The organism is Streptomyces sp. A0642 (assembly GCF_004795105.1).
In the GTDB taxonomy this organism is placed as follows: domain Bacteria; phylum Actinomycetota; class Actinomycetes; order Streptomycetales; family Streptomycetaceae; genus Streptomyces.
Genome location: NZ_SSBL01000009.1, coordinates 155,697 through 180,712 on the forward strand (window position 1 = coordinate 155,697; position 25,016 = coordinate 180,712).

At 70.6% G+C, this 25,016-nt stretch carries 25 protein-coding genes; 11 read left to right on the top strand and 14 right to left on the bottom strand.

What is annotated here, in order from left to right; all coding sequences use genetic code 11:
• Nucleotides 1–115 precede the first annotated feature (115 nt).
• From E6R60_RS18450 to E6R60_RS18475, 6 genes are all read left to right on the top strand, one after another.
• Nucleotides 116–1,168 carry a BMP family ABC transporter substrate-binding protein gene (locus E6R60_RS18450; RefSeq protein ID WP_136327674.1) on the top strand — a complete coding sequence of 351 codons (1,053 nt, stop codon included), beginning with the start codon at nt 116–118 and terminating at the stop codon, nt 1,166–1,168.
• A 252-nt stretch (nt 1,169–1,420) separates the two neighbouring features.
• The gene (locus E6R60_RS18455; protein WP_136327675.1) at nt 1,421–3,004 is read left to right on the top strand and encodes an ABC transporter ATP-binding protein; all 1,584 of its coding nucleotides are present in this window, start codon (nt 1,421–1,423) and stop codon (nt 3,002–3,004) included.
• A complete protein-coding gene (locus E6R60_RS18460; protein ID WP_136327676.1) occupies nt 3,004–4,122 on the top strand; it encodes an ABC transporter permease in 1,119 nt (372 codons plus the stop codon). The genes E6R60_RS18455 and E6R60_RS18460 overlap by 1 nt, the downstream gene beginning before the upstream one ends.
• On the top strand, nt 4,119–5,381 hold the full coding sequence (locus E6R60_RS18465; RefSeq protein WP_136327677.1) for an ABC transporter permease: 1,263 nt from the start codon (nt 4,119–4,121) through the stop codon (nt 5,379–5,381). Before E6R60_RS18460 ends, E6R60_RS18465 begins: the two co-directional genes overlap by 4 nt.
• A gap of 11 nt (nt 5,382–5,392) precedes the next feature.
• Nucleotides 5,393–5,782: a cytidine deaminase gene (locus E6R60_RS18470; RefSeq protein ID WP_136327758.1), complete on the top strand. Its 390-nt coding sequence runs from the start codon at nt 5,393–5,395 to the stop codon at nt 5,780–5,782.
• Nucleotides 5,783–5,976: 194 nt separating this feature from the next.
• Nucleotides 5,977–7,254 (top strand): thymidine phosphorylase, encoded by a 1,278-nt coding sequence (locus E6R60_RS18475; RefSeq protein ID WP_136327678.1) that lies wholly within the window; start codon nt 5,977–5,979, stop codon nt 7,252–7,254.
• Nucleotides 7,255–7,358: 104 nt separating this feature from the next.
• Here the strand turns inward: E6R60_RS18475 and E6R60_RS18480 are convergent, their stop codons facing one another.
• A complete protein-coding gene (locus E6R60_RS18480) occupies nt 7,359–10,622 on the bottom strand; it encodes a S8 family serine peptidase (RefSeq protein ID WP_136327759.1) in 3,264 nt (1,087 codons plus the stop codon).
• A 447-nt stretch (nt 10,623–11,069) separates the two neighbouring features.
• On the opposite strand from E6R60_RS18480, the gene E6R60_RS18485 reads away from it, so the two are divergent.
• Nucleotides 11,070–11,402, top strand: a complete 333-nt coding sequence (locus E6R60_RS18485) for an STAS domain-containing protein (RefSeq protein ID WP_136327679.1) — start codon at nt 11,070–11,072, stop codon at nt 11,400–11,402.
• A 117-nt stretch (nt 11,403–11,519) separates the two neighbouring features.
• On the opposite strand, the gene E6R60_RS18490 is transcribed toward E6R60_RS18485, so the two are convergent.
• From E6R60_RS18490 to E6R60_RS18500, 3 genes are all read right to left on the bottom strand, one after another.
• Nucleotides 11,520–12,518 (bottom strand): sigma-70 family RNA polymerase sigma factor, encoded by a 999-nt coding sequence (locus E6R60_RS18490; RefSeq protein WP_136327680.1) that lies wholly within the window; start codon nt 12,516–12,518, stop codon nt 11,520–11,522.
• 98 nt (nt 12,519–12,616) lie between these two features.
• Complete coding sequence (locus E6R60_RS18495; protein ID WP_136327681.1) at nt 12,617–13,333, bottom strand: L,D-transpeptidase family protein; 717 nt, start codon at nt 13,331–13,333, stop codon at nt 12,617–12,619.
• Between the two features lie 87 nt (nt 13,334–13,420).
• Nucleotides 13,421–14,731: an MFS transporter gene (locus E6R60_RS18500; RefSeq protein ID WP_136327682.1), complete on the bottom strand. Its 1,311-nt coding sequence runs from the start codon at nt 14,729–14,731 to the stop codon at nt 13,421–13,423.
• A 63-nt stretch (nt 14,732–14,794) separates the two neighbouring features.
• Between E6R60_RS18500 and E6R60_RS18505 the strand changes: the two genes are divergently transcribed.
• Nucleotides 14,795–15,748, top strand: a complete 954-nt coding sequence (locus E6R60_RS18505) for a LysR family transcriptional regulator (protein ID WP_136327683.1) — start codon at nt 14,795–14,797, stop codon at nt 15,746–15,748.
• Between the two features lie 43 nt (nt 15,749–15,791).
• Here the strand turns inward: E6R60_RS18505 and E6R60_RS18510 are convergent, their stop codons facing one another.
• The 3 genes from E6R60_RS18510 to E6R60_RS18520 all read right to left on the bottom strand — a co-directional run bounded on the left by E6R60_RS18510 (nt 15,792) and on the right by E6R60_RS18520 (nt 17,445).
• Nucleotides 15,792–16,346, bottom strand: a complete 555-nt coding sequence (locus E6R60_RS18510) for a hypothetical protein (protein ID WP_136327684.1) — start codon at nt 16,344–16,346, stop codon at nt 15,792–15,794.
• A gap of 62 nt (nt 16,347–16,408) precedes the next feature.
• Nucleotides 16,409–16,600, bottom strand: coding sequence for a DUF397 domain-containing protein (locus tag E6R60_RS18515; RefSeq protein WP_136327685.1), 192 nt, complete (start codon nt 16,598–16,600; stop codon nt 16,409–16,411).
• Nucleotides 16,597–17,445, bottom strand: coding sequence for a helix-turn-helix transcriptional regulator (locus tag E6R60_RS18520; protein WP_136327686.1), 849 nt, complete (start codon nt 17,443–17,445; stop codon nt 16,597–16,599). The genes E6R60_RS18515 and E6R60_RS18520 overlap by 4 nt, the downstream gene beginning before the upstream one ends.
• 189 nt (nt 17,446–17,634) lie before the next feature.
• On the opposite strand from E6R60_RS18520, the gene E6R60_RS18525 reads away from it, so the two are divergent.
• A complete protein-coding gene (locus E6R60_RS18525; RefSeq protein WP_136327687.1) occupies nt 17,635–18,084 on the top strand; it encodes an ATP-binding protein in 450 nt (149 codons plus the stop codon).
• Here E6R60_RS18525 and E6R60_RS18530 read toward each other — a convergent pair.
• Nucleotides 18,069–18,485, bottom strand: coding sequence for a hypothetical protein (locus E6R60_RS18530; RefSeq protein ID WP_136327688.1), 417 nt, complete (start codon nt 18,483–18,485; stop codon nt 18,069–18,071). The two genes, E6R60_RS18525 and E6R60_RS18530, sit on opposite strands and share 16 nt — an antisense overlap.
• Nucleotides 18,486–18,565: 80 nt before the next feature.
• Complete coding sequence (locus E6R60_RS18535; protein ID WP_168713640.1) at nt 18,566–19,327, bottom strand: alpha/beta hydrolase; 762 nt, start codon at nt 19,325–19,327, stop codon at nt 18,566–18,568.
• A 101-nt stretch (nt 19,328–19,428) separates the two neighbouring features.
• Here E6R60_RS18535 and E6R60_RS18540 point away from each other — a divergent pair, with 101 nt between their 5' ends.
• Complete coding sequence (locus tag E6R60_RS18540; protein WP_136327689.1) at nt 19,429–20,583, top strand: adenosine deaminase; 1,155 nt, start codon at nt 19,429–19,431, stop codon at nt 20,581–20,583.
• Nucleotides 20,584–20,717: 134 nt separating this feature from the next.
• The gene (locus E6R60_RS18545) at nt 20,718–21,032 is read left to right on the top strand and encodes a hypothetical protein (RefSeq protein WP_136327690.1); all 315 of its coding nucleotides are present in this window, start codon (nt 20,718–20,720) and stop codon (nt 21,030–21,032) included.
• A gap of 76 nt (nt 21,033–21,108) precedes the next feature.
• Here the strand turns inward: E6R60_RS18545 and E6R60_RS18550 are convergent, their stop codons facing one another.
• The 5 genes from E6R60_RS18550 to afsQ1 form a co-directional block, all read right to left on the bottom strand.
• Complete coding sequence (locus E6R60_RS18550) at nt 21,109–21,315, bottom strand: PspC domain-containing protein (protein WP_136327691.1); 207 nt, start codon at nt 21,313–21,315, stop codon at nt 21,109–21,111.
• 94 nt (nt 21,316–21,409) lie between these two features.
• The gene (locus E6R60_RS18555; RefSeq protein ID WP_136327692.1) at nt 21,410–21,958 is read right to left on the bottom strand and encodes a VanZ family protein; all 549 of its coding nucleotides are present in this window, start codon (nt 21,956–21,958) and stop codon (nt 21,410–21,412) included.
• Nucleotides 21,959–22,123: 165 nt separating this feature from the next.
• On the bottom strand, nt 22,124–22,741 hold the full coding sequence (locus E6R60_RS18560; protein WP_136327693.1) for a hypothetical protein: 618 nt from the start codon (nt 22,739–22,741) through the stop codon (nt 22,124–22,126).
• Nucleotides 22,738–24,276: a HAMP domain-containing sensor histidine kinase gene (locus E6R60_RS18565; RefSeq protein WP_136327694.1), complete on the bottom strand. Its 1,539-nt coding sequence runs from the start codon at nt 24,274–24,276 to the stop codon at nt 22,738–22,740. The genes E6R60_RS18560 and E6R60_RS18565 overlap by 4 nt, the downstream gene beginning before the upstream one ends.
• Nucleotides 24,273–24,950, bottom strand: a complete 678-nt coding sequence (gene afsQ1, locus E6R60_RS18570; RefSeq protein ID WP_185095372.1) for a two-component system response regulator AfsQ1 — start codon at nt 24,948–24,950, stop codon at nt 24,273–24,275. Before afsQ1 ends, E6R60_RS18565 begins: the two co-directional genes overlap by 4 nt.
• Nucleotides 24,951–25,016: the final 66 nt, after the last annotated feature.

Genomic DNA, 25,016 nt, shown 5'->3' on the forward strand with positions numbered 1-25,016 from the left:
CGACGATCCGATAACGGCTTCCGTACAGGGCTTTATCTGACATCTACGCGCGTTACGATCGCCGCGAAACCAGCGCCGGAAGAGGCGCTTCGGTCAGGTTTGAAGGAGCCTTCCCTTGCGCCGGATCACTAGGATTGCCGCTGTGGGCGTTATGTCCGCGGCACTCGCGCTCAGCGTTACAGCGTGTGGCGACTCGTCCTCCTCGTCGAGCAGCAGCTCCGACTCCAAGGACAAGAAGACCGCCCTCGCGTACGACATCGGCGGCCGTGGCGACCAGTCGTTCAACGACGCCGCCTACGCGGGCCTGGCCAAGGCCGAGAAGGAGCTCGGGGTCAAGGGCACCGAGGCCGAGCCCTCGGACGGCGAGTCGGACGCGGACAAGGTCCAGCGCCTCACCTCGCTGGCCCGCGCCGGGAACAACCCGGTCATCGGCGTCGGCTTCGCGTACGCGCCCGCCATCAAGAAGGTCGCGCCGAAGTTCCCGAAGATCACCTTCGGCATCATCGACGACGCCTCGGTGACCGGCCCCAACATCGCCAACATCGTCTTCAACGAGGAGCAGGGCTCCTACCTCGCGGGTGTCGCCGCCGCCAAGGTCACCAAGACCAAGACGGTCGGCTTCATCGGCGGTGTCGAGACCCCGCTGATCAAGAAGTTCGAGGCGGGCTTCACGCAGGGCGTCAAGGACACCAACTCCGCGGTGAAGGTGATCCCCCAGTACCTGACCCAGCCGCCGAACTTCGACGGCTTCTCGAAGCCCGACCTCGGTAAGGCCGCCGCCCAGGGCCAGCTCGACAAGGGCGCCGACGTGATCTACTCGGCGGCCGGTCTGGCCGGTTCCGGTGCGATCGAGGCCGTCTCCAAGGCCGGCAAGTGGAACATCGGCGTCGACTCCGACCAGTACAACCAGAAGGGCCTCGCGGCCTACAAGGAGTCCATCCTGACCTCGGTCACCAAGGACGTCGAGGACTCCGTCTTCAACCTGATCAAGTCCGTGGTCGACGGCAAGCCGCAGACCGGTGAGATCCGCTACGGCCTCGACAAGGACGGCGTCGGCCTGGCCATGTCGAACCCGGCGTTCACCAAGATGACCGACGTCATCGCCGCGGTGGACAAGGCGAAGAAGGCGATCATCGACGGCACGATCACCGTCAAGACCGCCCCGTAAGGACCCCGGTCCTGCCGACTGGACCCCCGTGGGCCCCGGAGCGCGCGCTACGCCGCCGCTCCGGCCCGCGGGGGTACTTCGCGAAGTGGTTCGGCCTGTCGCGGGGCCCATCCGGCCCGGCCTCGAACACGGCGTTCCGGCCGCCCCGTGCGCATGCGTTTGACGATTCGGCAACGCTACGCGTGTAGACAACCCTGACAGCCTTCAGGCGCGATAACTTCACCCCACCCCTCTGCCCCTCCGCTCCCGCTCCTGTCCGGCCAAGGAGAGTGCGTCATCAACGCGTCCAGCAGCCCCCCTGCCGTAGAACTGCACGGCATCACCAAGCGTTTCCCCGGCGTCGTCGCGAACCACGACATCGGCATCACCGTGCGCAAGGGCACGGTCCACGCCCTCGTCGGCGAGAACGGTGCCGGCAAGTCCACCCTGATGAAGATTCTCTACGGCATGCAGAAGCCGGACGAGGGCACCATCGCCGTGGACGGCGAGCAGGTCACGTTCAGCAACCCGGGCGACGCCATCGCGCGCGGCATCGGCATGGTGCACCAGCACTTCATGCTCGCCGACAACTTCACCGTCCTGGAGAACGTCGTTCTCGGCGGCGAGAAGCTGCACGGCATCGGCTCCGCCGCGCGGAAGAAGATCAAGGAGATCTCCGACGCGTACGGCCTGGGCGTCCGGCCCGACGCGCTCGTCGAGGACCTCGGGGTCGCCGACCGTCAGCGCGTGGAGATCCTCAAGGTCCTCTACCGCGGCGCGCGCATCCTCATCCTCGACGAGCCGACCGCGGTCCTCGTCCCGCAGGAGGTGGACGCGCTCTTCGCGAACCTCCGCGAGCTCAAGGCCGAGGGCCTCACCGTCATCTTCATCTCGCACAAGCTCGGCGAGGTCCTCTCGGTCGCCGACGACATCACGGTGATCCGGCGCGGCACGACGGTGGGCACCGCCGATCCCGCGCAGACCACGACCAAGCAGCTCGCCGAGCTGATGGTCGGCAGCGAACTCCCGTCGCCCGAGACCCGTGAGTCCACGGTGACGGACGTGCCGATGCTCCGCGTCGAGGGCCTCTCGCTCACCATGACGGACCCGGACGGCGTCGTCCGCGACGTCCTGTCCGACGTCGCCTTCACCATCCACAAGGGCGAGGTCCTCGGCATCGCGGGCGTCGAGGGCAACGGCCAGACCGAGCTGATCGACGCACTCATCGGGATGAAGGCGGCGGACAGCGGAGTGATCACCCTGGGCGACGCGGACATCTCCCGCGTCCCCACCCGCAAGCGGCGCGAGAGCGGCATCGGCTACATCCCCGAGGACCGGCACCGGCACGGCGTCCTGCTGGACGCACCGCTCTGGGAGAACCGCATCCTCGGCCACGTCACCGAGAAGCCCAACAGCCGCGGCTTCCTGCTGGACCCCAAGGCGGCCCGCCACGACACCGTGCGGATCGTGCGCGAGTACGACGTGCGCACCCCCGGCATCGAGGTCACCGCGGCCTCCCTCTCCGGCGGCAACCAGCAGAAGCTGATCGTCGGCCGCGAGATGAGCCACGCGCCCAAGCTGCTGATCGCCGCGCACCCCACCCGGGGCGTCGACGTCGGCGCACAGGCCCAGATCTGGGACCAGATCCGCGACGCCCGCCGCGACGGACTGGCGGTCCTGCTGATCTCCGCCGACCTGGACGAGCTGATCGGGCTCTCCGACACCCTGCGCGTCATGTACCGCGGCCGGCTGGTCGCGGACGCCGACCCCGCCACCATCACCCCCGAGGAACTGGGCTCGGCCATGACCGGTGCCGCCGCAGGTCACCTCGACGCAGCACCGGAGGACGAGGCCTGATGAAGAAACTCGACAAGGACCGGCTGATCCTGGGCTTCGCCGGGCCGGCACTCGCCCTGGTCGTCGCCTTCGTGCTCAGCACCCTGGTGCTGCTCGTGTCGAACCGCGACCCGTTCGAGCTGTACCGGCTGCTGTTCGAGCAGGCGTCGTACTCCGACGTACAGGTACTGATCATCAACCAGGCCGGTACGTACTACCTCGCCGCCCTCGCGGTCGCGGTCGGCTTCCGGATGAACCTCTTCAACATCGGCGTCGACGGCCAGTACCGCCTCGCGGCGATGATGGCCGCTCTCGTCGGCGCGAGCGTCAACCTCCCCGGACCGTTGCAGATCGCCCTGATCGTCATCGTGGCGATGCTCGTGGGCGCCTTCTGGGCGGGCATCGCCGGCATCCTCAAGACGACCCGGGGAGTGAGCGAGGTCGTCTCGACGATCATGCTCAACTCCATCGCCACGTCGCTGATCGCCTGGCTGATCCTCCCGAAGAACTTCGGTGACCAGGCGGCCGGTTCCAACAACCTCACGACGGGCGAGATCCACCACTCCGGCTGGTTCCCCGGAGTCTCCCTGGGCGCCGAGTCCGGAGAGATCTACGGCTTCACCTTCGTCGCCGCCGGCTGCGGCCTCGTGTACTGGTTCGTCCTGAACCGCACCCGCTTCGGCTTCGACCTGCGGGCCACCGGCGCCAGCGAGAGCGCCGCCCAGGCGTCCGGCGTCGACGCCAAGAAGATGATCCTCACCTCGATGCTCATCTCCGGCGCGGTCGCGGGTCTGGCCGGCATGCCGACGCTGCTCGGCGACACCCACACGTACAGCCTCGACTTCCCGGTCGGCATCGGCTTCACCGGCATCACCATCGCGCTGCTGGGCCGGAACCACCCGGTGGGCATCGCCCTCAGCGCCCTGCTGATCGCGTTCCTGGACAAGGCTTCCTCCCCGCTCGACCAGTTCGGGTTCGAGAAGGAGATCGCCACGATCATGCAGGGCCTGATCGTGATCTCCGTCGTCATCAGCTACGAACTGGTCCGCCGTTACGGGACCCGCCGTCAGCAGCAGAAGGTCGGCGAAGAGCTCGCCGCCGGCCACGCCCTCACGACCGAGAAGGAGGCGGCCCTGTGAGCACCAGCAAAGTCTCCGCCGCACGCGTCGCCCCCACGAAGGGCGGCCGCCGCAAGCTCTCCCTGCCTGTCGTCCTGCTCATCGTCGCCGGCGCGCTCGCCCTCGTCTCGCTGGTCCGGCTGATCAGCGGCGCGAACGACATCACCTCCGTCGGCCAGGTCGCCGGCGCCCTGGAACTGGCCGTGCCCATCGGCCTCGCCGGACTCGGCGGCCTGTGGGCCGAGCGGGCCGGCGTCGTCAACATCGGGCTCGAGGGCATGATGATCCTCGGCACCTGGTTCGGCGCCTGGGCCGGATTCCAGTGGGGCCCGTGGGTGGGCGTCCTGTTCGGCATCATCGGCGGCGTGCTCGGCGGTCTGCTGCACGCGGTCATGACCGTCACCTTCGGCGTGAACCACATCGTCTCCGGTGTGGCGATCAACATCCTCGCCGTCGGCGTCACCCGCTACCTCTCGAACTTCACCTTCGCCGACGACCCGGGCGGCTCCTCCAAGCAGTCCCCCCGCCTGGAGGAGATCGACAAGATCACCATCCCGGGACTCTCCGACTGGCTGCAGGACCTCCAGCAGCACCACTGGTTCTTCGTCTCCGACCTCGCCGGCATCATCGGCGGGCTCGTCACCGGACTGTCCCTGCTGACCGTCGTCGCCCTGCTGCTGGTCCCCGCCACCTGGTGGGTGCTGTGGCGCACGGCGTTCGGGCTGCGGCTCCGCTCCTGCGGCGAGAGCCCGGTGGCCGCCGAGACCCTCGGCGTGAACGTCTACAAGTACAAGTACATCGCCGTCGCCGTCTCCGGCGGACTGGCCGGCCTCGGCGGCGCCTTCCTCTCCATCGTCGCCACCAGCATCTACCAGGAGGGCCAGACCGGCGGGCGCGGCTACATCGGTCTCGCCGCGATGATCTTCGGTAACTGGATGCCCGGCGGCATGGCCCTGGGCGCCGGACTCTTCGGCTTCACCGACAGCCTCAAGCTGCGCGGCGGCGCCGAGAACGTCCACGCCATGCTGCTGCTCCTGGCGATCCTGCTGGTGCTCGTCGCCTTCTGGCAGCTGTACCGGAAGAAGTACGTGGCCGGGGTGATCTCGGCCGCGTGCTCCGCCCTGCTGTTCACCTGGTACGCGCTGACCGACCAGGTCCCCAGCCAGTTCGTCGACGCCGCTCCCTACGTCACCACGCTGCTCGTGCTCGCCCTGTCGTCGCAGCGGCTGCGGATGCCGAAGGCGGACGGCGTGCCCTACCGCAAGGGCGAGGGCAAGTGACCGCGGGCGCCATGGCCCCGGCCGACTGGGACGCCCTGCGGGCCGCCGCCCGGGACGCGATGTCCCGGGCGTACGCCCCGTACTCGGGCTACCCGGTGGGCGTCGCCGCCCGCGTCGACGACGGCCGCACGATCGTCGGCTGCAACGTCGAGAACGCCTCGTACGGCATCGGACTGTGCGCCGAATGCGGACTGGTCTCCCAGCTGCACGCCACCGGCGGCGGCCGGCTGACCCACTTCACCTGCGTGGACGGGGCGGGCGAGATCCTGGTGCCGTGCGGCAGGTGCCGGCAGCTGCTGTACGAGTTCGGCGGACCCGAACTCGTCCTGGAGACCCCGGACGGGTTCCGCACGCTCGACGAGATGCTCCCGCAGGCATTCGGCCCCGGGCACCTCGGCTAGGGTCTTCCGTTCGGATCAGGCCGGATCAGCCCCGCGAGCCCGGCACGATCCAGACGGCAGGCCCCGGCCACCCGCCGGGCGGCCCCGCACGTGCGGGGCCGTCCGGCGGCTCTTTTCTCCTCTATGCGCGTAGAGTCAACGGGACTCATGCGTGCCCATGCGTACGTACGTACCGGCCGGAAGGACTCCAGACCATGGACGCCATCTCCGTCATCCGCACCAAGCGGGACCGAGGCGAGCTGACCCCCGAGCAGGTCGACTGGGTCATCGACGCGTACACCCGCGGCGAGGTCGCCGACGAGCAGATGTCCGCACTGGCCATGGCGATCCTGCTGAACGGCATGAACCGTACGGAGATCGCCCGCTGGACCGCCGCCATGATCGCCTCCGGCGAGCGGATGAACTTCGACGCGCTCTCCCGCCCCACCACCGACAAGCACTCCACCGGCGGCGTCGGCGACAAGATCACCCTGCCGCTCGCGCCGCTGGTCGCCGCATGCGGCGCCGCCGTACCGCAGCTCAGCGGCCGCGGCCTCGGCCACACCGGCGGCACGCTCGACAAGCTGGAGTCCATTCCCGGCTGGCGCGCCCATCTCTCGAACGCCGAGATGCTGAACGTCCTCGACACCACCGGCGCCGTCATCTGCGCGGCCGGCGACGGGCTCGCCCCCGCCGACAAGAAGCTGTACGCGCTCCGCGACGTCACCGGCACCGTCGAGGCCATCCCGCTCATCGCCAGCTCGATCATGTCCAAGAAGATCGCCGAGGGCACCGGCGCGCTCGTCCTGGACGTCAAGGTCGGTTCCGGCGCCTTCATGAAGACCATGGAGGACGCCCGCGAACTCGCCTCCACCATGGTCGCGCTGGGCACCGACAGCGGTGTGCGCACGGTCGCCCTGCTCACCGACATGGCCACCCCGCTCGGACTGACCGCCGGCAACGCCCTGGAGGTCCGCGAATCGGTGGACGTCCTGGCCGGCGGCGGCCCGAAGGACGTCATCGACCTCACCCTGGCCCTCGCCCGCGAAATGCTGGACGCGGCCGGGCTCAGGGACGCCGACCCGGAGAAGGCCCTCGCGGACGGCTCCGCGATGGACGTCTGGCGCCGGATGATCTCCGCCCAGGGCGGCGACCCGGACGCCGCCCTCCCGGTCGCCCGCGAACAGCACGTCGTCACGGCCCCGTCCTCGGGCGTGCTGACCCGCCTGGACGCGTACGACATCGGCGTCGCCGCCTGGCGCCTCGGCGCGGGCCGCGCCCGCAAGGAGGACCCGGTCCAGGCCGGCGCGGGTATCGAACTGCACGCCAAGCCGGGCGACCGGGTGACCGCCGGGATGCCGCTGCTGACGCTGCACACGGACACCCCGGAGAAGTTCGAGTACGCGCTGAAGGCCCTGCCGGAGGCTTACGACATCGCCCCGGCGGACACGCCGTTCGCCGCCACGCCGGTGGTGCGGGAACGCATCGCGTAACCCCCTCGCACGCGAACGGCCCGCCGGGACGGTGAGAACCGTCCCGGCGGGCCGCCGTCATGCGGGGCCGGCGCGGGCTTGGCGCCGGCTGCGTGGCCGCTTGGCTACTTGCCGAAGTAGGCGTCGTAGATCGCCACCGCGGACGTGTTGCCCTTCTTGTCCGTGACCTTGGCCTTGAAGGAGAGCGACTTCTTCGCCGCCGGGTTCTTCACCGAGATCCTGCCCTTCTTGACCGTGGTCTTCTTCCAGGTCTTCCCGGCGTCGTAACTGACGTACACCGTGAGCGACTTGAGGTTCTTCCCGGCGGCCGCCCCCTGCACGGTCACCGGCACGGACACGAGCTTCCCGGCCTTGGCGGTGCTGTCCAGCGCCACCGCCGGAGCGAAGCGGACCATGGAGACCGGCAGTGCGACGAGACCCTTGGTCCGGCCCGAGCGGAAGGTCCAGCTCGCGTCGATCCGGGTGGAGACCGAGGCGACGTCGGCGGCGCGCCGGACCGACGTGGTCAGCCGGTAGTCGGCGGCCGCGGCCGGCACGGTGAAGGGGGTTCCGCCCGACAGCGGGTCGTCGTTCCTGGCGAACGCCTTGCCGTTGCGGTAGAGCACCGTCTTCACCGAGCTGTACAGGGAGGTTCCGGCGTTCCGGTTGCCGTCGGCGACCAGCGGCAGCGACCCGAGGAGATCGTCGCCCTTGCGGAAGACCCCGAAGTCGGCGTTGACGTAAGGCCCGAACACCGCGGTGTTCACGGTCTTCGGGTACGCCTTGCCGGCCTTGAGGGTCTGCGGGGCGCCGAGGGAGTACGAGGCCTCGAACCGCGGGTAGCCGTCCTCGTCGAGCGGCCCGTTCTGGGAGAAGTCGAAGCCCCAGCGCACCTTGTCGGCGGTGGAGACGTACGCGGTGGTGGTCGCCGGGAGCTTCTGGGTCGTTCCGGCCGACCAGCCGCCGGACGAGCCGGGCAGCTGGCCCGAGGCGTAGACGTCACCGGTCTTGCCCTTGAGGGACGAACCGGCGCGGATGGCGGCCTTGGCCAGCTGCCCGGTGGCGAACGCGCGGTGGTAGCCGGTCGCCACGCGGGTCACGGGGCCGCCGAGCGCGATGTCGTACCGGGTCGCCGCACCCTTGGTCCAGGTGCCGTACCAGTGCTGGGAGAGCTGGACGCCGGTCGTCTTCGGACCGATGTGCGCGGTGCGCAGCTGCTTGTACGAGTCGAGCACCCAGCCGTATCCGTAGCCGTTGCCCTCGTAGTCGACCTGGAGGTCGGGCGAGGCCATCACGGGCTTCGTGCCGGCGGCCGGAAGGGTGAAGTCCACCGGCTTGGCCAGGCGCGCGTCGAACGTCACCGTGGTGTTCCTGGTGAGGTTCAGAGAGGGCTGGGCGAGCCAGTCGACGCCCTTGCCCAGGTCCTCCGGGTCCATGTACACGGCCGAGTTCAGTACGTACCCGCCCTTGGGGACGCGGAGCTTCGCCGTTCCGTCGACGGCCTCGGGGGACTCCCACACACCGTTCGCGGCGCCGCTCAGGCCGTAGACGTCGCTCGTGGTGTACCGGGCCGGCTTGCCGTCGCGCCCGATGGTCCTGAGCGTGAGGTCGTACGACTCGCGCTCGCGGTCGACGGCGGCCGCGGTGCGGACGGTCTGCCCGGCGCCGGTCGCGACGACGTAGGCGGAGTAGCCGCCGTCGGCCGTGCCGCCGAGCTTGGTGTTCACGGTCAGCGGCACCTCGGCGGTGCCGCCCGCCGGGACGGTCACCCGGGTGGCGCCGAGGGCGAAGAAGCCGGCCGGAGCGGGCTTGCCCGTCGGGCCGGTGCCCTGGACGGTGAGCGCGAGCGTGACCTCGCTCGTGCCGAGGTTGCGGTACGACACCTTCTTGGTGACCGGCGCGTCATCGGTGTGCGGCCACTGCTGGACGCCGAAACTCACCGAGACCGGGTCGGCGACCACGGACTGGGAGATCGCCCGGTCGACGGCGATCCGGCCCGAACCCTGCTGGAACGGGGTGTACTTCCCCGGCTTCGTGGAGGCCGCGAGGGCCCCCTTGAGCTCGGTGTACTTCCATGTGGGGTGCTGCTGCTTGAGGAGCGCCGCGGCGCCCGCGACGTGCGGGGTCGCCATCGACGTACCGGAGATCGTCAGATAGCCCGCCGGGCTCTGACCGACCTCCTTGTCGATGACGGAGCCGGGCGAGGCGGCCGCCGTGATGTCCACGCCGGGGGCGGTGACGTCGGGCTTGATCGCGCCGTCGCCGACCCGGGGGCCCCGGCTGGAGAAGTCCGCCAGCAGGTCCTTGTCATCGACCGCGCCGACGGTCAGCGCGGCGTCCGCGCTGCCGGGGGAGCCGACCGTGCCCGCCGCGTCGCCCTCGTTGCCCGCCGCGATGGCGAAGAGCACGCCGCTGTCGGCGGAGAGCTTGTCGACCGCCGCCTCCAGCGGGTCGATCCCCGGGGTGTCGGTGCCGCCCAGGCTCAGATTGATGACGTCGGCGCCCTGCGCGACCGCCCACTCCATGCCGGCCAGGATGCCGGAGTCGTCGCCGAAGCCGTCGTCGTCGAGCACCTTGCCCTCAAGGAGCTTGGCGTCCGGCGCCACACCCTTGAACGTGCCGCCCGACTTCGCGCCCGTGCCGGCCGCGATGGAGGAGACGTGCGTGCCGTGGCCGAAACGGTCCTTCGTGTCGGGCGAGGCGGAAAAGTTCTTCGACGCGAGGATCTGGCCCTTGAGGTCCGGATGCGTGGCGTCCGCGCCGGTGTCCAGGACGGCGATCTTGACGCCCTTGCCGGTGTAGCCCGCCTTCCAGGCGGTCGGGGCGCCGATCTGCGGGACGCTCTTGTCGAGGCTCGCCCGGCGCACGCCGTCCAGCCACACCCGGTCGATCCCGGCGGCCGTGGTCCGCTGGGCGCTGCCCGACGGCTTGCTGGTGAGCGCCTGCCAGACGGAGCGGGCGTCCTCCTGCGGAGTGGCCACCGCCTGGGCGTTCAGCGACTTCAGCACGGGTCCGACACGGGTGGCGCCCGCCTCGCGCACCTCGGCCTTCGCGGCCGTGGCCGCGGCGCCCCGGTAGGAGACGATCAGCTTCAGGCCCGACTTCTGGGCCCTGCGGTTCTCCGCCCGGCTCAGCTCCGTGACGTCGAACAGCCGGCGGTCCAGCTTTCCGGAACTGATCAGCCGGTGCGCGTCGGCCGGGACGAGCAGGGTGTGCCCGTCCCGCATCTGCCGCTGCACGGGTATGTGTTCGCGTCCCGCGGCGGGACGGAAGCCCAGAACCCGGCCCTTGGCGTCCACCGTGACACGGTCGCCGGTGATGAGCGTCAGCTGGTGCCGTACGCCGGACGAGCCGCCGGCCTGCTGCGACGGGCTGGTGTCGTGGGCCATGGCCGGGGTGGTCAACCCGGCCGCGAGCGCCACGGCCGCCGCTGTGGCGACGGTGGAGACGCACGCTCTTCTCACGTGTTTGCGCAACTCTCCCCCTGGAGAATCAGGCGGCCCCCGAAAGGGCCGGTGGGCAGTCGGCACCGATGCGTGCACCGGAGTCGGCTGTTTCACCCGTAGAGAGGGGGAAGAGTTCGGATGGGTTCACATGAAGCGCACAGATGGCCGGAGTTGGCGGATCTTCACCCGCTTTCGGACGGTTGCCGGTCGCCTGCGGGCCGGTCCGGCGGGACGGGGGAGCGGCCGTTACGCGAGTGGCTGGAGGGGCCCTGGGCAGCTCGCGGGCCCCGGGGCACCCGCGGAGGGCCGGCGGGAGAGGACGCTCCGGTCCGGCGGGAAGCGGAGAACGGCCGGGCGATGAGTTTCGGCCGCCGGACCGGTCTTCCTGGTATGGATCCCCTGCCGCCGGCGGTACTCGTCCTCTCCGGACGCGTCACCCGAGCCGGTACGCCGCGCCTGTGCGCGGACCTGGAGGCGATATTGGCCGCGTCGGACGCCACCGTGGTGGACTGCGACGTGGGCGGCATCGCGGAGCCGGACCTCGCCTCGGTGGAGGCGATCGCCCGGCTCTCCCTGGTCGCGCGCCGGGCGGGAGGCCGACGCCTGCGGCTGCGCGGGACGCCGCCCGGGCTCCAACTGCTGCTCGATCTGGTGGGGCTGGCCGACGTGGTGGGCCTGGACGACGGGGCCGGGGTCGAGGCGGGCCGGCCGCCCGGGCCCTGACCGGGCACCCGGACGACGGGCGCGGGGCGGGGAGGCCGACCGGCTACGAGCGCCCGTGACCGGCCTCGCGCCGCCCGCCGCCTCACGCCGGGGCCGGACCTCGCGCCGCCCGCCGCCTCACGCGGCGTCCGCGTCCAGGTGGTCCGGCAGTCCGAACAGCGGGAACCAGCGCGGGGTGTCCAGGAAGCAGTGCATCCCCGTGATCGCGCCGTCCGAGATGTCGATGACCTGCACCGCCCACGGCACGAAACCCGGCCCGTCCGGATGGGGCTTGTAGTGCGCGAACGCCGGGGTGCCGTTCGCCGACGTGGCGACCAGCCGGGAGCCCGCGCAGGACGCGCCGAAGGACGTCATGAAGCCCGCGATGTCGTCGTGCCCCTGCAACCAGAGGTCGAACGGCGGCATGGTCATCACTGCGTCCTCGTGGAGGAGCGCGGTCAGCGCCTTCATGTCGTAGCCCTCGAACGCCGCCACGTACCGCTCCAGCAGCTTGCGCTGCTCCTCGTCGAGCGGGTCCGCCGCGTCGGCGGTGGCGGCGTCGCCCTGGTGGTCGGTCAGGGTGGCCCGGGCGCGCTGGAGCGCGCTGTTGACCGAGGCGACCGACGTGTCGAGCAGCTCCGCGACCTCGCTGGCCTTCCACGCGAGGACCTCGCGCAGGATCAGCACCGCCCGCTGCTTCGGTGGCAGATGCTGGAGCGCGGCGACGAACGCGAGCCGGACCGACTCGCGCGCGACCGCCGCTTCCGCCGGGTCCGCGACCGTCGGCAGGATCCGCCCGTCCGGCATCGGCTCCAGCCAGGTGTTCTCCGGGAGCGGATTGAGGGCGGCCTGCGCCAGCGGAGTCGGGCCGGACAGGTCGACCGGCCTGGCCCGCTTGTTGCCCGCGTTCAGCATGTCGAGGCAGACGTTCGTCGCGATGCGGTACAACCAGGACCGCAGCGAGGAACGTCCCTCGAACTTCTCGATGTTGCGCCACGCGCGCACCAGGGTGTCCTGGACCGCGTCCTCCGCCTCGAACGCCGAGCCGAGCATCCGGTAGCAGTACCCGGTCAGCTCGACCCGGTGTCCCTCCAGACGACTGTCGATATCGGTCGTCGCCGCCGTCAGATCACTCATGCTTCCGCTCACCCCTGTTGCGCTGTGACACCGCTCACTCCAGCACTTCGGAAGCTACCGCAAGCCACTGACAACAGGGGCGGGAAGAGGAGAAGCGGTCACGTCCCGAGCTTGCGCCCGTACACGTAGACGTCGTCGCCGTTCTTCAGCAGGTTCCAGTACGACTTCGCGTCGGCGGTGCGCATGTTGACGCAGCCGTGCGAGCCCGGCGGGTTCCACATCTTCACGCCGACCGCGTGGAACGCCTGGCCGCCGTCGAAGAACTGGGAGTACGGCATCGACACGTGGTACAGCGACGAGACGTGGTTCTTGTGCTTCCAGTAGATCTTCTTGGCGCCCGTACGGGTCTCGTAGCCGTCCCGCCCGGTCCGCACCGGCACCGGCCCGAACTTCAGCTTGCTGCCGTCCTGGATCCAGGTGATCTGCCGGGTCAGGTCCACGCATGCGATGCGCCCCTTGTTCGTGGGGCACTTCTTGGCCTTGTTCGGGGTCTTCCCCGCCGCCTTCTGCGCGGTGAGCGTCTGCATGGTGCGCCAGGTGACGGGCCCGGCGTAGCCGATCGTGGGCGTGACCCCGTACTTGCTCTGGAACGAGCGGATCGCCTGGCAGTCGGCGGTCGACTGCTTGCCGTCCACCTTCAGGTGCAGGTACTTCTCGGCCTGCTTCTGGTACGGCCCCTTGGACGCCGTGCACGACGCCGCCTGGGCGGTGCCGCCGGTGCCGAGCACGAACGCCGGTACCGCGGTCAGACCGGCGACGGCCAGTGCGAGCCCGCGCCGCACCCGTACGCTTCGTATGTTCCCCGTGACTCTCATGTGAACTCCAACTCCCCTTCGCGCGCCGTGCGGTGCTTCCGCCTGCTAGACGCGCGTCGGGGAGTCGATGGTTGTGCGCCGAATGTCTCAGTTCTGTACGGACGCCATCGCGGCCACCGGCCGACGCCGCTCGATGCGCGCCGCCCGCGACCCGTACAGCGTGATCGAGACGACTCCGAGCACCGCCGCAAGGCCCAGCGCGACCGTGCCCGCCCAGCCCGCGGCGTGGAAGGCGACCGCGCCGAGCGTGCCGCCCGCGCTCGAGCCCAGGTAGTACGCCGACTGGTAGAGCGCCGACGCCTGGGCGCGGCCCGTGGTCGCCGTACGGCTCACGGAGGACGAGGCGACCGCGTGCCCGGCGAAGAAGCCGGCCGTGATCAGGACCAGGCCGAGGAGCACGGCGGCGAGCTGGCCGGCGAGCGAGAGCAGCAGCCCGGCGGCCGTGGTGGAGACGGCGAGGTACAGCGCGCCCCGGCGGCCCAGCCGGCCGACGAGCCGTCCCGCGGCGGCGGAGGAGACCGTACCGACGAGATACACGAGGAAGATCGAGCCGACGACCCCCTGCGGGAGGCTGAACGGCGCCTCGACGAGCCGGTAGCCGATCACCGTGTAGACCGCGCCGAACACCGTCATGAACAGGGCCCCGATCGCGTACAGCCGACGCAGCAGCGGGTCGGCGAGGTGCCCCCCGACGGTCTTCGCCAGTGCCTTCGGGTTCAGCGAACCGGGGGTGAAGTTCCGGGCCCGGGGGATCATGAAGTGGAAGACGACCGCGCACGCCAGGGCCAGCAGCCCGACCGCGCCGAGCGCCGCGCGCCAGCCCCACGCCTGGGCGACCCAGCCGGTGAGGATGCGGCCGCTCATCCCGCCGATGCTGTTACCGGCGACGAACAGCCCGATAGCGGCGACGAGCGCCTTCGGCCGGACCTCCTCCGCGAGATACGCCATCGCGGAGGCGGGCAGACCGGCGAGCGCGGCGCCCTGGAGGGCACGCAGCGCGATCAGCCAGCCGAGCGAGGGCGCGAACGGCACGAACAGTCCCACGGTCACCGCGACCACCAGCGAGGCCGTCATCATCTGCCGCCGCCCGAACCGCTCGGACAGCGCGCTCATCGGCAGCACACACAGCGCCAGCGCACCCGTCGCGGCGGACACCGTCCAGCTCGCCTGCCCCGCCGTGGCACCGAAGGACGCGGAGACGGCGGGCAACAGGGCCTGGGTGGAGTAGAGGAGCGCGAAGGTCGCGACACCGGCGGCGAAGAGCGCGAAGCTCATCCGGCGATAGCCGGGGCGACCGGGTTCGAGCCGGTCCGCCACGACGGCGGGAAGGGGTGCGGGGGACGACTGGGTCGAGGCGGCCACGATGAGGGTGGACGCCCCGGTACTGGCGGGAGGCATGCCACGAACGTAGGCTCCACCCCTTTCATGCGTCCAATGCACAAACCCCCGATAATCAATCCCATGGCGCATCAGTACAGCTCACAGCCCCGGCTGTCACCGAGCAGTTACGAAGAAGACATCCGCACGGTCCTCGCGCCGCGCCTCGCGTACTTCGAGGCGGTCGCCCGCCACGAACACGTCACCCGCGCGGCGCACGAGCTGGGCGTGCCGCAGTCGACGCTCTCGCGGGCGATGGTCCGACTGGAACAGGACCTGGGCGTCGCCCTGTTCGCCCGCACGGGCCGCACGGTCTCCCTCACCCCGGCGGGCCGCACCTTCCTCGGTTCGGCGGAACGGGCCCTGGCGGAGGTGGAGAAGGCCGCCGACTCGGTACGGGCCGACGCGGACCCCACCGCCGGCAAGGTCGCCTTCGGCTTCCTCCACACGATGGGCTCCGAAACCGTCCCCGCCCTCATCCGCGCCTTCCGCGTCGACCACCCCCGGGTGCGCTTCCAGCTCGTCCAGAACTACGGCGAGGCCATGATCGAACGCCTCCGCGCCGGAGACCTCGACCTCTGCCTCACGTCACCGGTCCCCGACGCCCCGGACCTCGTCGCCCGCCGCCTGGACGAACAGCGCCTGCGCCTGGTCGTCCCCGAGGACCACCGCCTGGCCACCCGCCGCCGCATCCGCCTGGCGGAGGCCGCCGAAGAAACCTTCGTCACCCTTGAGCCCGGCTACGGCCTGCGCCGCATCACGGACGACCTCTGCACCCAGGCGGGCTTCGTCCCCCGGGTCGCCTTCGAGGGCGAGGAGGCGGAGACCTTGCGGGGCCTGGTCGCGGCGGGCCTGGGCGTGGCATTGCTCCCGCCCCCCGCGGTGGCCCGCCCCGGGGTGGTGGAACTGACGGTGACGGCACCGCGGGCCGCCCGGGAGATCGGGGTGGCCTGGCTGGACGGGCACCCGGACACCCCGCCGGTGGCGGCGTTCAAGAAGTTCCTGCTGTCGCGACGGGGGAACCTGCTGCCGGACTGAGGGGGCGTGACATGCGGTCGGCGTTCGCCGCGGGTGTGGCTGCTCAGTACGGAGCCATCACCAGGTCGCCGATCACCGGGAGCCCGACCTGCGCGGCCAGCCAGGGCGCGCGCTCGGCCTCGATCTGCTTCACGTGGACGAAGACGGTGTGATCGGTGGCGGGCTCTTCCAGGTCGAGGTCGCGGACGTTCACGCACAGGGTCACGAACGCGCCTCTGGAACCACCGATATCCAGGCCGACTTCAGGGGCGGCCGGCCAGCCCACGAAGTCCCACCGCACCGTGGCAGGCGTGTCATGCAGCGATCCGAGAAACGCTCCCACCGTCTCCGGTGCCGCTGCGCAGGCCCTCAAGCGAATGGGCAGATGCGCCGACGGATCGTCGCCGTCCTCCGATGAGGCACTGTCGTCTTCGGTGTACCACGTCGCCCTCGGCAACACCTCCAACAGAGGCGTCAGGGTTCTTGTCGAGGAGATGTGTGCCTCGTAGTCGATTTCGAGCTCTCGCAGGTCAGCGATTGCCAGCAACCGCTCGACAACGCGCAGCCCTTCCGACAGATCGGTCGTTCTGAGGACGGGTTGCGCATACGAGTTGGCCATGGGCGGTGATTCTGTCGAGCTCAGTGCTGCGGCGCGACCACGTTTCGTACGCCGAGCGCCTCTCAGGGTGCGACGGTGGACGCGTACGCGGTGAAGTCCGACCACGCGGTGGCGGAGACGGTGAGCGGGCGGCGGGCGGTGTCCTTGGAGTCGCGGACGTGGACGGCGTGGGGGCGCAGGGCCACCTCGATGCAGTTGTCGCCGTCGCCGCCGCTGTAGCTGCTCTTGAACCAGTCCCGCTCTGTGGTGCTCATAGCGCTCCTCGCATCCGTTCCAGCAAGCTCACCGTAGCCCGGCAGTCCAGGGCCTGGGAACGCAGCTTGCCATAGCGCTGAAGCAGGATGCTCACTTCACTCGGAGCGGTGAGCAGGGCGCTTGAACGGTGTCCTTCGGTGTAGCCGAACCACTGGTTGCGAGGGCTCTCGGCGAGGTACAACTGCCCATCGATCCCTGTGTGATCCTCCTGCCGGAGTGGCATGATCTGGATTTCGACGTTGGTGTACCGGCCCATGGCCAGCAGGTGTTCGATGACGAAGGCGGTAACGCCCTCCCCACCCACCTGACGCTCCAGAACGGCTTGCTCGATGACGAAGCTGAAAGCGGTGTTGGGGCGTTCGCACAGCAGTCGCTGCCGTTCGAGCCGGGCCGCTACTTGCCGTTGGATCTGTGTCTCCGTGAGCGGCGGCAGCTGGCGTTCAAACAGGGCTCGGATGTAGCCCTCCGGCTGTAACAGCCCAGGGACCCCCCTGCACTCGTACGCGTACAGCGTGATCGCCTCCTCCTCGATCCCCGCCCACTGCTGGAACCAGGAGGCGAGCCCGGCCCTCCTGCGCAGGCTCCGCGCGGCGGCGCCCAGAACCTTCCCCGCGACCGGCCCCAGAGCCTCCGCCGCCCGCTCGGGGAGGTTGTCCGGCGGGAATCTCTTGCCCTGCTCGATCTTGGCGATGTAGGCGGGCGAGTACTGCACGCGGGGCGCGAACTCCTCCTGCGTGAGGCCCGCGGCCTCGCGCAGGGCCTTTATGACCGCACCGAACGTCCGCAGACTGTCGGACAGCTCGGGTTCGCCGTTCGCCGTGGTGTTCTCGTGGTCTGACGTCATCGCCGCCGCCCCGTCTTCCGTGCATCGATCAACTCATCAATGATCACGGACGGTTACTCACCCGGTCCAGAGCGTGCACCCATACAGGTGGATCTGTATGGGTGCCGTTCCTGCTGGAAGCGGTGGCTGAGGCGGAACGCTTGGCGCATGACAGCACTGCGCCAAGCCCAACCGCCGACAACCGTAAGCGTGTTCGTGCAACGCTGCTCCGCCACCCGCCTGGGCGCGACCCTCGCGAGGCGGCTGGCCGTGTGGAAACTCGACACCTGGGGGGTCCCGTACGACACCCAACTCTCGGACACCGTGGCGCTCCTCGTCGCGGAACTCGCGGCCAACGCGGTCCTCCACGGACGCGTGTCCGGGCGCGACTTCGAGTTGCGGCTCTCGTACGCGTACGGAACCGGAGTCGTACGGGTCGAGATCTCCGACACCCACGAGGCCCGACCGGACCCCGCGTCCGTTTCGCAGCCCGACGCCGAGGCCGACGGCGGCAGGGGACTCGTCATCGTGGAGGCCCTTGCCGCCCGGTGGGGCGTGAGCGACCGGCTCGGTCCGGGGAAGACCGTGTGGGCGGAAGCGGAGATCCCTCCGCCCGGTGGGGCGTCCCCTCCGGGCGGAGCGGCTCAGGCGGACCGGTGAGTCCTCCGGGCTGCCCCGGAGGGGCCCTCGGCGCGCAGGCGTGCGGTCCGGGCGAGGCGGAAGTCGAGGTAGGCCAGGGCCGCGACGATGACGGGAGCGAGGGTGCACATCAGCACCACCCGCAGGGCGCCGTCGGTCAGGGTGGCCACCATGACGATCACGACCGTACCGGCCACGAAACCCAGGATCTGCCGGTAGGACCGGAAGGATCCGATGGTCAGGGGCCTGCTGCTCTCCTCCGGCTCCTCCTCCGAGAAGGCGGCTCGGAGAGGATGGTCGGCCCCCTCCTTGCGTGCCTGGTGCCAGGCCAGGAACAGACGGGTGAGCACATAGACGGCGAACGCACCGAGGTAGATCCACCACTCGGTCGGACTGTCGGGTAAGGAGCGCGCCAGAGTCATGACGCCTCGCGTACCCCGGCCCCGTGGGAACAGACGATTCCGTATCCCGAAGGCTCACGGCTCCCTCCGCGCCGGCCCTCTCACCCCCGCAGCGACTCCCCGAACCCCGCCGCCAGCGGCATCCGCAGTCCCAGCGGCGGCGGGGCCGCCAGTGCGTCCGCGAGGGGGCGGGCGTAGCCCCGGCCGAAGAGGGAACCGCGGATGAAGTCCGCGGCCAGGGCGGTCACTTCCCTGTGGTGCTGGCGCAGGGCGTGGCCGTCCGAGTGGACCTCGAAGCGGCAGGTGTCGCGGTTGGACTTCTTGGCGCGTTCGGCCAGGCGGAAGGAGAGCTCGGGCTCCGAGCGGGCGTCGTTCGTGCCGTGGACGAGGAGGACGTGGCGGCCGACCAGGTGCTTGACCGGTTCCGGTTCGGCGTCCGGGCCGGCCGGCAGCCAGGGGGCCATCGCGAGGACCGAGGTGACGGCCGGGTGGCCGCCCGCGCGGAGGGCCGCCCGGCCGCCCATGCCGTGGCCGGCCAGGCAGACGGGGATGTCGCCGTAGCGGCGTACGACCTCGTCCACCGCCCATTCGGCGTCCGCCGCGAGGTGGGCTTCCGCGGTGTTCCAGCCGCGGCAGCGGTAGTGCACGACGTGGGCGGAGAGGCCGTCGTCGGCGCCGGCGCGGGCCAGGGCCCGGGCGAGGGGGAGCCGGCGGGCGTAGGAGAGGGAGGAGGGGCGGCGGTACGAGTAGGGCTCGCCGTCCGGGAGCAGCAGGACCACGCCGCTGACCGTGGGAGATGCTCCGGCCGTCCTGACGGCCCGTCCCAGCCTTGCAGCAGGCAGGGGGAGTGCGCGCTGTGCCATGACGCAACAGTGTCAGAAGGGCAGATGTACGCCACCCGTATTCGCGGTCTCTGTTACGTATCGGGAGCGCGCTCTACGCGCGTAGGCGTTAGAGTGCGTGGATGATGAGCCCCACCCTCAATGTGCCCGGCCAGGATCAGATCCGGCGTGCCCCCAAGGTCCTTCTCCACGACCACCTCGACGGCGGCCTGCGCCCGGGGACGGTCGTCGAACTCGCCGCGGCCAACGGATACGACGGACTTCCCGAGACGGATGCCGACAAGCTCGGCGTCTGGTTCCGGGAGGCCGCGGACTCCGGTTCGCTGGAGCGGTATCTCGAGACGTTCGCCCATACCTGCGCCGTGATGCAGACCCGAGACGCGCTCGTCAGGGTCGCCGCCGAGTGCGCCGAGGACCTCGCCGCCGACGGTGTCGTCTACGCCGAGATCCGGTACGCCCCCGAGCAGCACCTGGAAGCCGGTCTGAGCCTCGAAGAGGTCGTCGAGGCCGTCAACGAGGGCTTCCGGGAGGGCGAGCGCCGGGCGCGCCAGGACGGCAACCGGATCAGGGTGGGCGCGCTGCTCACCGCGATGCGCCACGCCGCGCGTTCGCTGGAGATCGCGGAGCTGGCCAACCGCTACCGCGAGCAGGGTGTCGTCGGCTTCGACATCGCCGGCGCCGAGGCGGGCTTCCCGCCCACCCGGCACCTCGACGCCTTCGAGTACCTCAAGCGCGAGAACAACCACTTCACCATCCACGCGGGCGAGGCCTTCGGCCTGCCGTCGATCTGGCAGGCCATCCAGTGGTGCGGCGCCGACCGGCTCGGCCACGGCGTCCGGATCATCGACGACATCGAGGTCGCGGAGGACGGCAGCGTGAAGCTCGGCCGCCTCGCCTCGTACGTACGGGACAAGCGCATCCCGCTGGAGATGTGCCCGACCTCCAACCTGCAGACCGGTGCCGCGACCTCGTACGCCGAGCACCCGATCGGGCTGCTGCGCCGCCTGCACTTCCGGGCCACCGTGAACACGGACAACCGGCTGATGAGCGGTACCAGCATGAGCCGGGAATTCGAGAAGCTGACCGAAGCCTTCGGATACACGCTCGACGACATGCAGTGGTTCACCGTCAATGCGATGAAATCAGCATTCATTCCTTTCGATGAACGTCTGGCCATGATCAATGACGTCATCAAGCCCGGATACGCCGAGCTGAAATCCGAATGGCTCTTCGAGCAGACCGCTGCGACCAGGGTTTCCAGCTCGCTCGCCGGCTGATCGACGGTCTTCGGGAAACGGCCGGGAGCGTGACTTCCGGCCGTTTTCCGTGTCTTTCGATGTTTGCGGGAGGGGCAGCGAGCTGACTAACTTGCAGAGCCGCTCACATCCCCTTCCCCAAGGATGAATTTCACATGAAGCAGTCTGCTGCCAGGACTCTCGGCGTCGCCGCTCTCGGTGCCGCTTTCGCCGCTGCCGCCGCCGGTACCGCGTCGGCTTCCGCGCTGCCGCTGGAGACCGCGACCAGCGCCCTGCCGGTCGCCGGCGCCCTGGCGAACGCCACGTCGACCCTGCCGGTCCAGGACACCGCCACCCAGCTGCTCGGCACCAGCCAGACGAAGGTCCTGGGCGACGTCACCGCCCCGGCCAAGGGCCTCCTCGGCGGTCTGCCCGCCGGTGGTCTGACGACCAGCGGTCTGTCGGCCAACGGACTGCCGCTCGGCCGCTGAGCCCGGTTCCGCACCTGCCTGTGGGCGGGCACCCGTAGGCCGGGTGCCCGCCCACAGGCGTGCGGAGGGACGAGGACTACCAGGCGGTCGCGGCCGACGACGGCCGCTCCTCGGGGAGCAGCAGCCACAGCGCCAGGTAGAGCAGGAACTGCGGGCCCGGCAGCAGGCACGAGATGACGAAGATGACGCGCATGGTCTTCGCGGAGGTGCCGAAGCGCCGTGCCAGCGCTGCGCACACTCCGCCGAGCATGCGTCCGTCACGGGGGCGGGCAAGTGCGGCCATGGTGGGCTCCTTCGCGAACCGTTGCTGAGAGGGAGCGGTCCGTTGTGCTCCCGATGTATCCAGGATGGCTCGCGGAACGGGGCGGGGCGTCGCTCTACGGGGCGATGCCGACCCTGGAAATCGTCGGGGTCGGCCCCTGAGACGCGGACACCGGCGCGGCCGGGGACGTGCGGGCGGCCCGGGGCAGTGAGCGGCGCAGCCGCGCGCGCCACGCCGGGACGACCAGGACGTGTGCGAGTGCGATGCCGATGGTGTTCAGGATCATCGAGTCGACGTCGACGACCTGGCCCGGCACCCCTGTCTGGCCCAGTTCGATGGCCAGCGAGATCAGCGCCCCGGCCGCGACGGTACGGGTCAGTGAGGCCCACGGCGAGACGAGGAGGCGGCCGCCGGCCAGCGGCAGCAGCACGCCGAGGGGGGCCAGCAGGAGGAGTTCCTTGCCGATGCGGCGGACGGCGGTGACCGGGCCGAGGGACAGGTCCGCCTTGATGCCGGCGAACGGCTGGAGGTTGGCGGCGGTCATCCACGGCACGTCCAGCGGGCGCAGAGTCAGCCACCCGACGAGCAGGAGATGCGCGAGGAGGAGGGACACTCCGACCGCGCGGAAGCGGATGACGGCTTGGCCGCCCGAACCTTGACGCACGTTCCCCAAGACGCGGGCGGCGGCGGGATCGGTTCCGCTCGTGCGGGGGAGACCTGGCTCACGCCGCGTCGTGGTGCCCGCGGAGGGGCCGGCCGGCCCCCTCCGGGGCCGCGTCGCGGGGTCCGCCGGGGCTGCCTTACGCCCGTGCCGCGTCGCGGGGTCCGCTCACGGCACCTGGGCCGCGTCCTTCGTCGGTACGGCCTCCGGGCTGGCCTTCGTCTCCGTGGTGCACACGTAGCCGCGCGGGGCGTAGTGCCCCGGGCCGCCGAGCGTGACCGAGCCGTCGGGGACGAGCGACTCGCTCTCGGCGTACGTGCAGACGATCTGCGCGAGCGCCTCGGACGGCAGGTCCTCCGGCTGCTCGCTGAGACGCAGGGTGCCCTTCGGGTCGCCCGCGAGGGGGCCGGCGACGCGGAGCGTCTCGGGGACGTGGGTGGAGAAGCCCGCCTGCTGTTCGGGGCCCGGCGGGTCCACGCGCAGTTCGTCCAGCAGGGCGCGGGCGATCCGCAGCCGGTCGGACGTCGTCTCCCGGACCTGGACCGTGCGGTCCACGGTGACCAGTTCCGAGGCGCAGACCAGATAGATCTGCACGGGGATGCCCTGCTGGGCCTGCGTGGCGATGTCCTCCGCCGGCATGGCGCACGGCACCCGGGACGGGGCCGGGCCCGCGTCGACGGGTACGGACGTCGTCCTGATCCCGCAGCCCGCCGCCAGTACGGCACAGAGCGCGGCACCGGCCAGGGTCGCGGCGGGACGGCGGCCCCGGCGTTCGCTGCGTGTCACGTCGCGTCGTCCTCCTCGTCCGGGATCCCGGCGCCGTGACCCTCGGTGCTGCCGTTCAGCGCCTCCGCGTCGCGCGGCAGGCGCAGGACGAATATCGCGCCGTCGCCGTCCGGCGAGTTGGCGGCGGTGATGTCGCCGCCGTGGATGTGCGCGTTCTCCATGGCGATGGACAGCCCGAGCCCGCTGCCCTCGGAGCGTGGCCGGGAGGCGCTGGCCTTGTAGAAGCGGTCGAAGACGTGCGGCAGCACGTCCTCGGGGATGCCGGGGCCGTGGTCGCGCACCTCGATGACGAGGTCGTCGTCCTCGGTCCGTACGGAGACCCGCACGGGTGAACCGCCGTGTTTCAGGGCGTTGCCGATCAGGTTCGCGAGGATCACGTCGAGCCGGCGCGGATCGAGGCGGACCATCATGCCGCGTTCGGCGTCCAGGTCCACCGCGTCCAGCCAGGCGCGGGCGTCGATGCAGGCGGTCACCTGGTCGGCGACGTCGACGGTGTCGAGGACCAGCCGGGCCGTGCCCGCGTCGAAGCGGGTGACCTCCATCAGGTTCTCCACCAGGTCGTTGAGGCGCCGGGTCTCGCTGACCACCAGGTGCACGGCGGGCGCGATCATCGGGTCGAGGCTGTCCGCCTCGTCCTCCAGCACCTCGGCGACCGCGGTGATGGCGGTCAGCGGGGTGCGCAGTTCGTGCGACATGTCGGCGACGAAGCGGCGGCTGGACTCCTCCCGCGCGCTCATGTCCGCGACCTTCTTCTCCAGGGAGCCGGCCGCTCTGTTGAACGTCCGGGAGAGATCGGCCAGTTCGTCGGTGCCGGACACCACGAGCCGGGTGTCGAGCTTGCCTTCACCGAGCTTGCGGGCGGCGTCGCCCAGCCTCTGCACGGGGCGCAGGACCGTCGTCGCCGCGGCCTGGGCGAGCAGGGCGGAGCCGACCAGGGCGAGCGCGGTGGCGATCCCCAGGGACCAGGCCAGCGAGTTGAGGTCCTGCCGTTCCTGGTCGAGCGACTTGAGCATGTAACCGGTCGGACCGCCACCGATGATCTTCGTGCCGGCGACGAGGTACGGCGTGCCGCGGATCGAGGTCCGCTGCCAGAACAGGTGGTACTGGTACTTGTTGCCCGCCTTGACCGGCTGCTTCCTGTCGACCTGCTCCTGCAGCGACACCGGCACGTTGTCCCGGGTGAAGGTGTCCAGGTCGGAGTTGCCGACGATCGGCTTGCCCGGGCCGCGTTCGTCGATCAGCAGCACGCTGTAACCGGGGCTGCTGCTCGCCATCTGCACGGCGGCGGTCTGGAGGTCCTCCCGGGTGGGGCGCAGCGGCAGCGACGCGGCACGGCTCTGCATCTCCTGCCGGAAGTCGCCGAGCGCGGAGTCCTGCGTACGCGTCAGCACCGCCTCGCGGTTCAGCCAGTACGCGATGCCCGACGCGGACACCGCGGCGGTCAGCGCGACCAGGGCGAAGACGACGACGAGCCGCAGCCGCAGGCTGGTCCAGCGGAGCCCGGCGAGCAGGCTCCGCCGTACAGCCGTGCTCACTGCGGCGAGTCCAGCCGGTATCCCACGCCCCGCACGGTACGGATCAGGGTCGGCGACGACGGCACGTCTTCCACCTTGGCGCGCAGCCGCTGGACACAGGCGTCCACCAGGCGGGAGTCGCCGAGGTAGTCGTGCTCCCAGACGAGGCGAAGCAGTTGCTGCCGCGACAGGGCCTGGCCCGGCCGGCGGCTCAGCTCCAGCAGGAGCCGCAGCTCGGTCGGCGTGAGCTGCAGGTCCTCCCCGTTCTTCGTCACGGTCATGGCGGACCGGTCGATCACCACGCTGCCGAAGGTGGCGGAGTCGGTGGACTCCCGCTCACCGCGGCGCAGTACGGCGCGGATGCGGGCGTCGAGCACCCGGCCCTGGACGGGCTTCACCACGTAGTCGTCGGCGCCGGACTCCAGGCCCACCACGACGTCGATGTCGTCGCTGCGCGCGGTGAGCAGGATGATCGGCAACTGGTCGGTGCGCCGGATGCGCCGGCACACCTCGAAACCGTCGATCCCGGGCAGCATCACATCCAGCACGACCAGGTCGGGCCGCTGCTCGCGCAGCAGGTTGAGGCCGTCCTCTCCCGTCGCCGCGGTGGCCACTCGGTGGCCCTGGCGTGACAGCGAGAGTTCGAGGGCCGTGCGGATGGCGTCGTCGTCCTCGATCAGCAACAGGAAAGGCACGGGGGTCATTCTGACCCATGGGGGAGCCCTAGTTCGACAGTTGGTCCCCTCCCATGCATCCCGCGG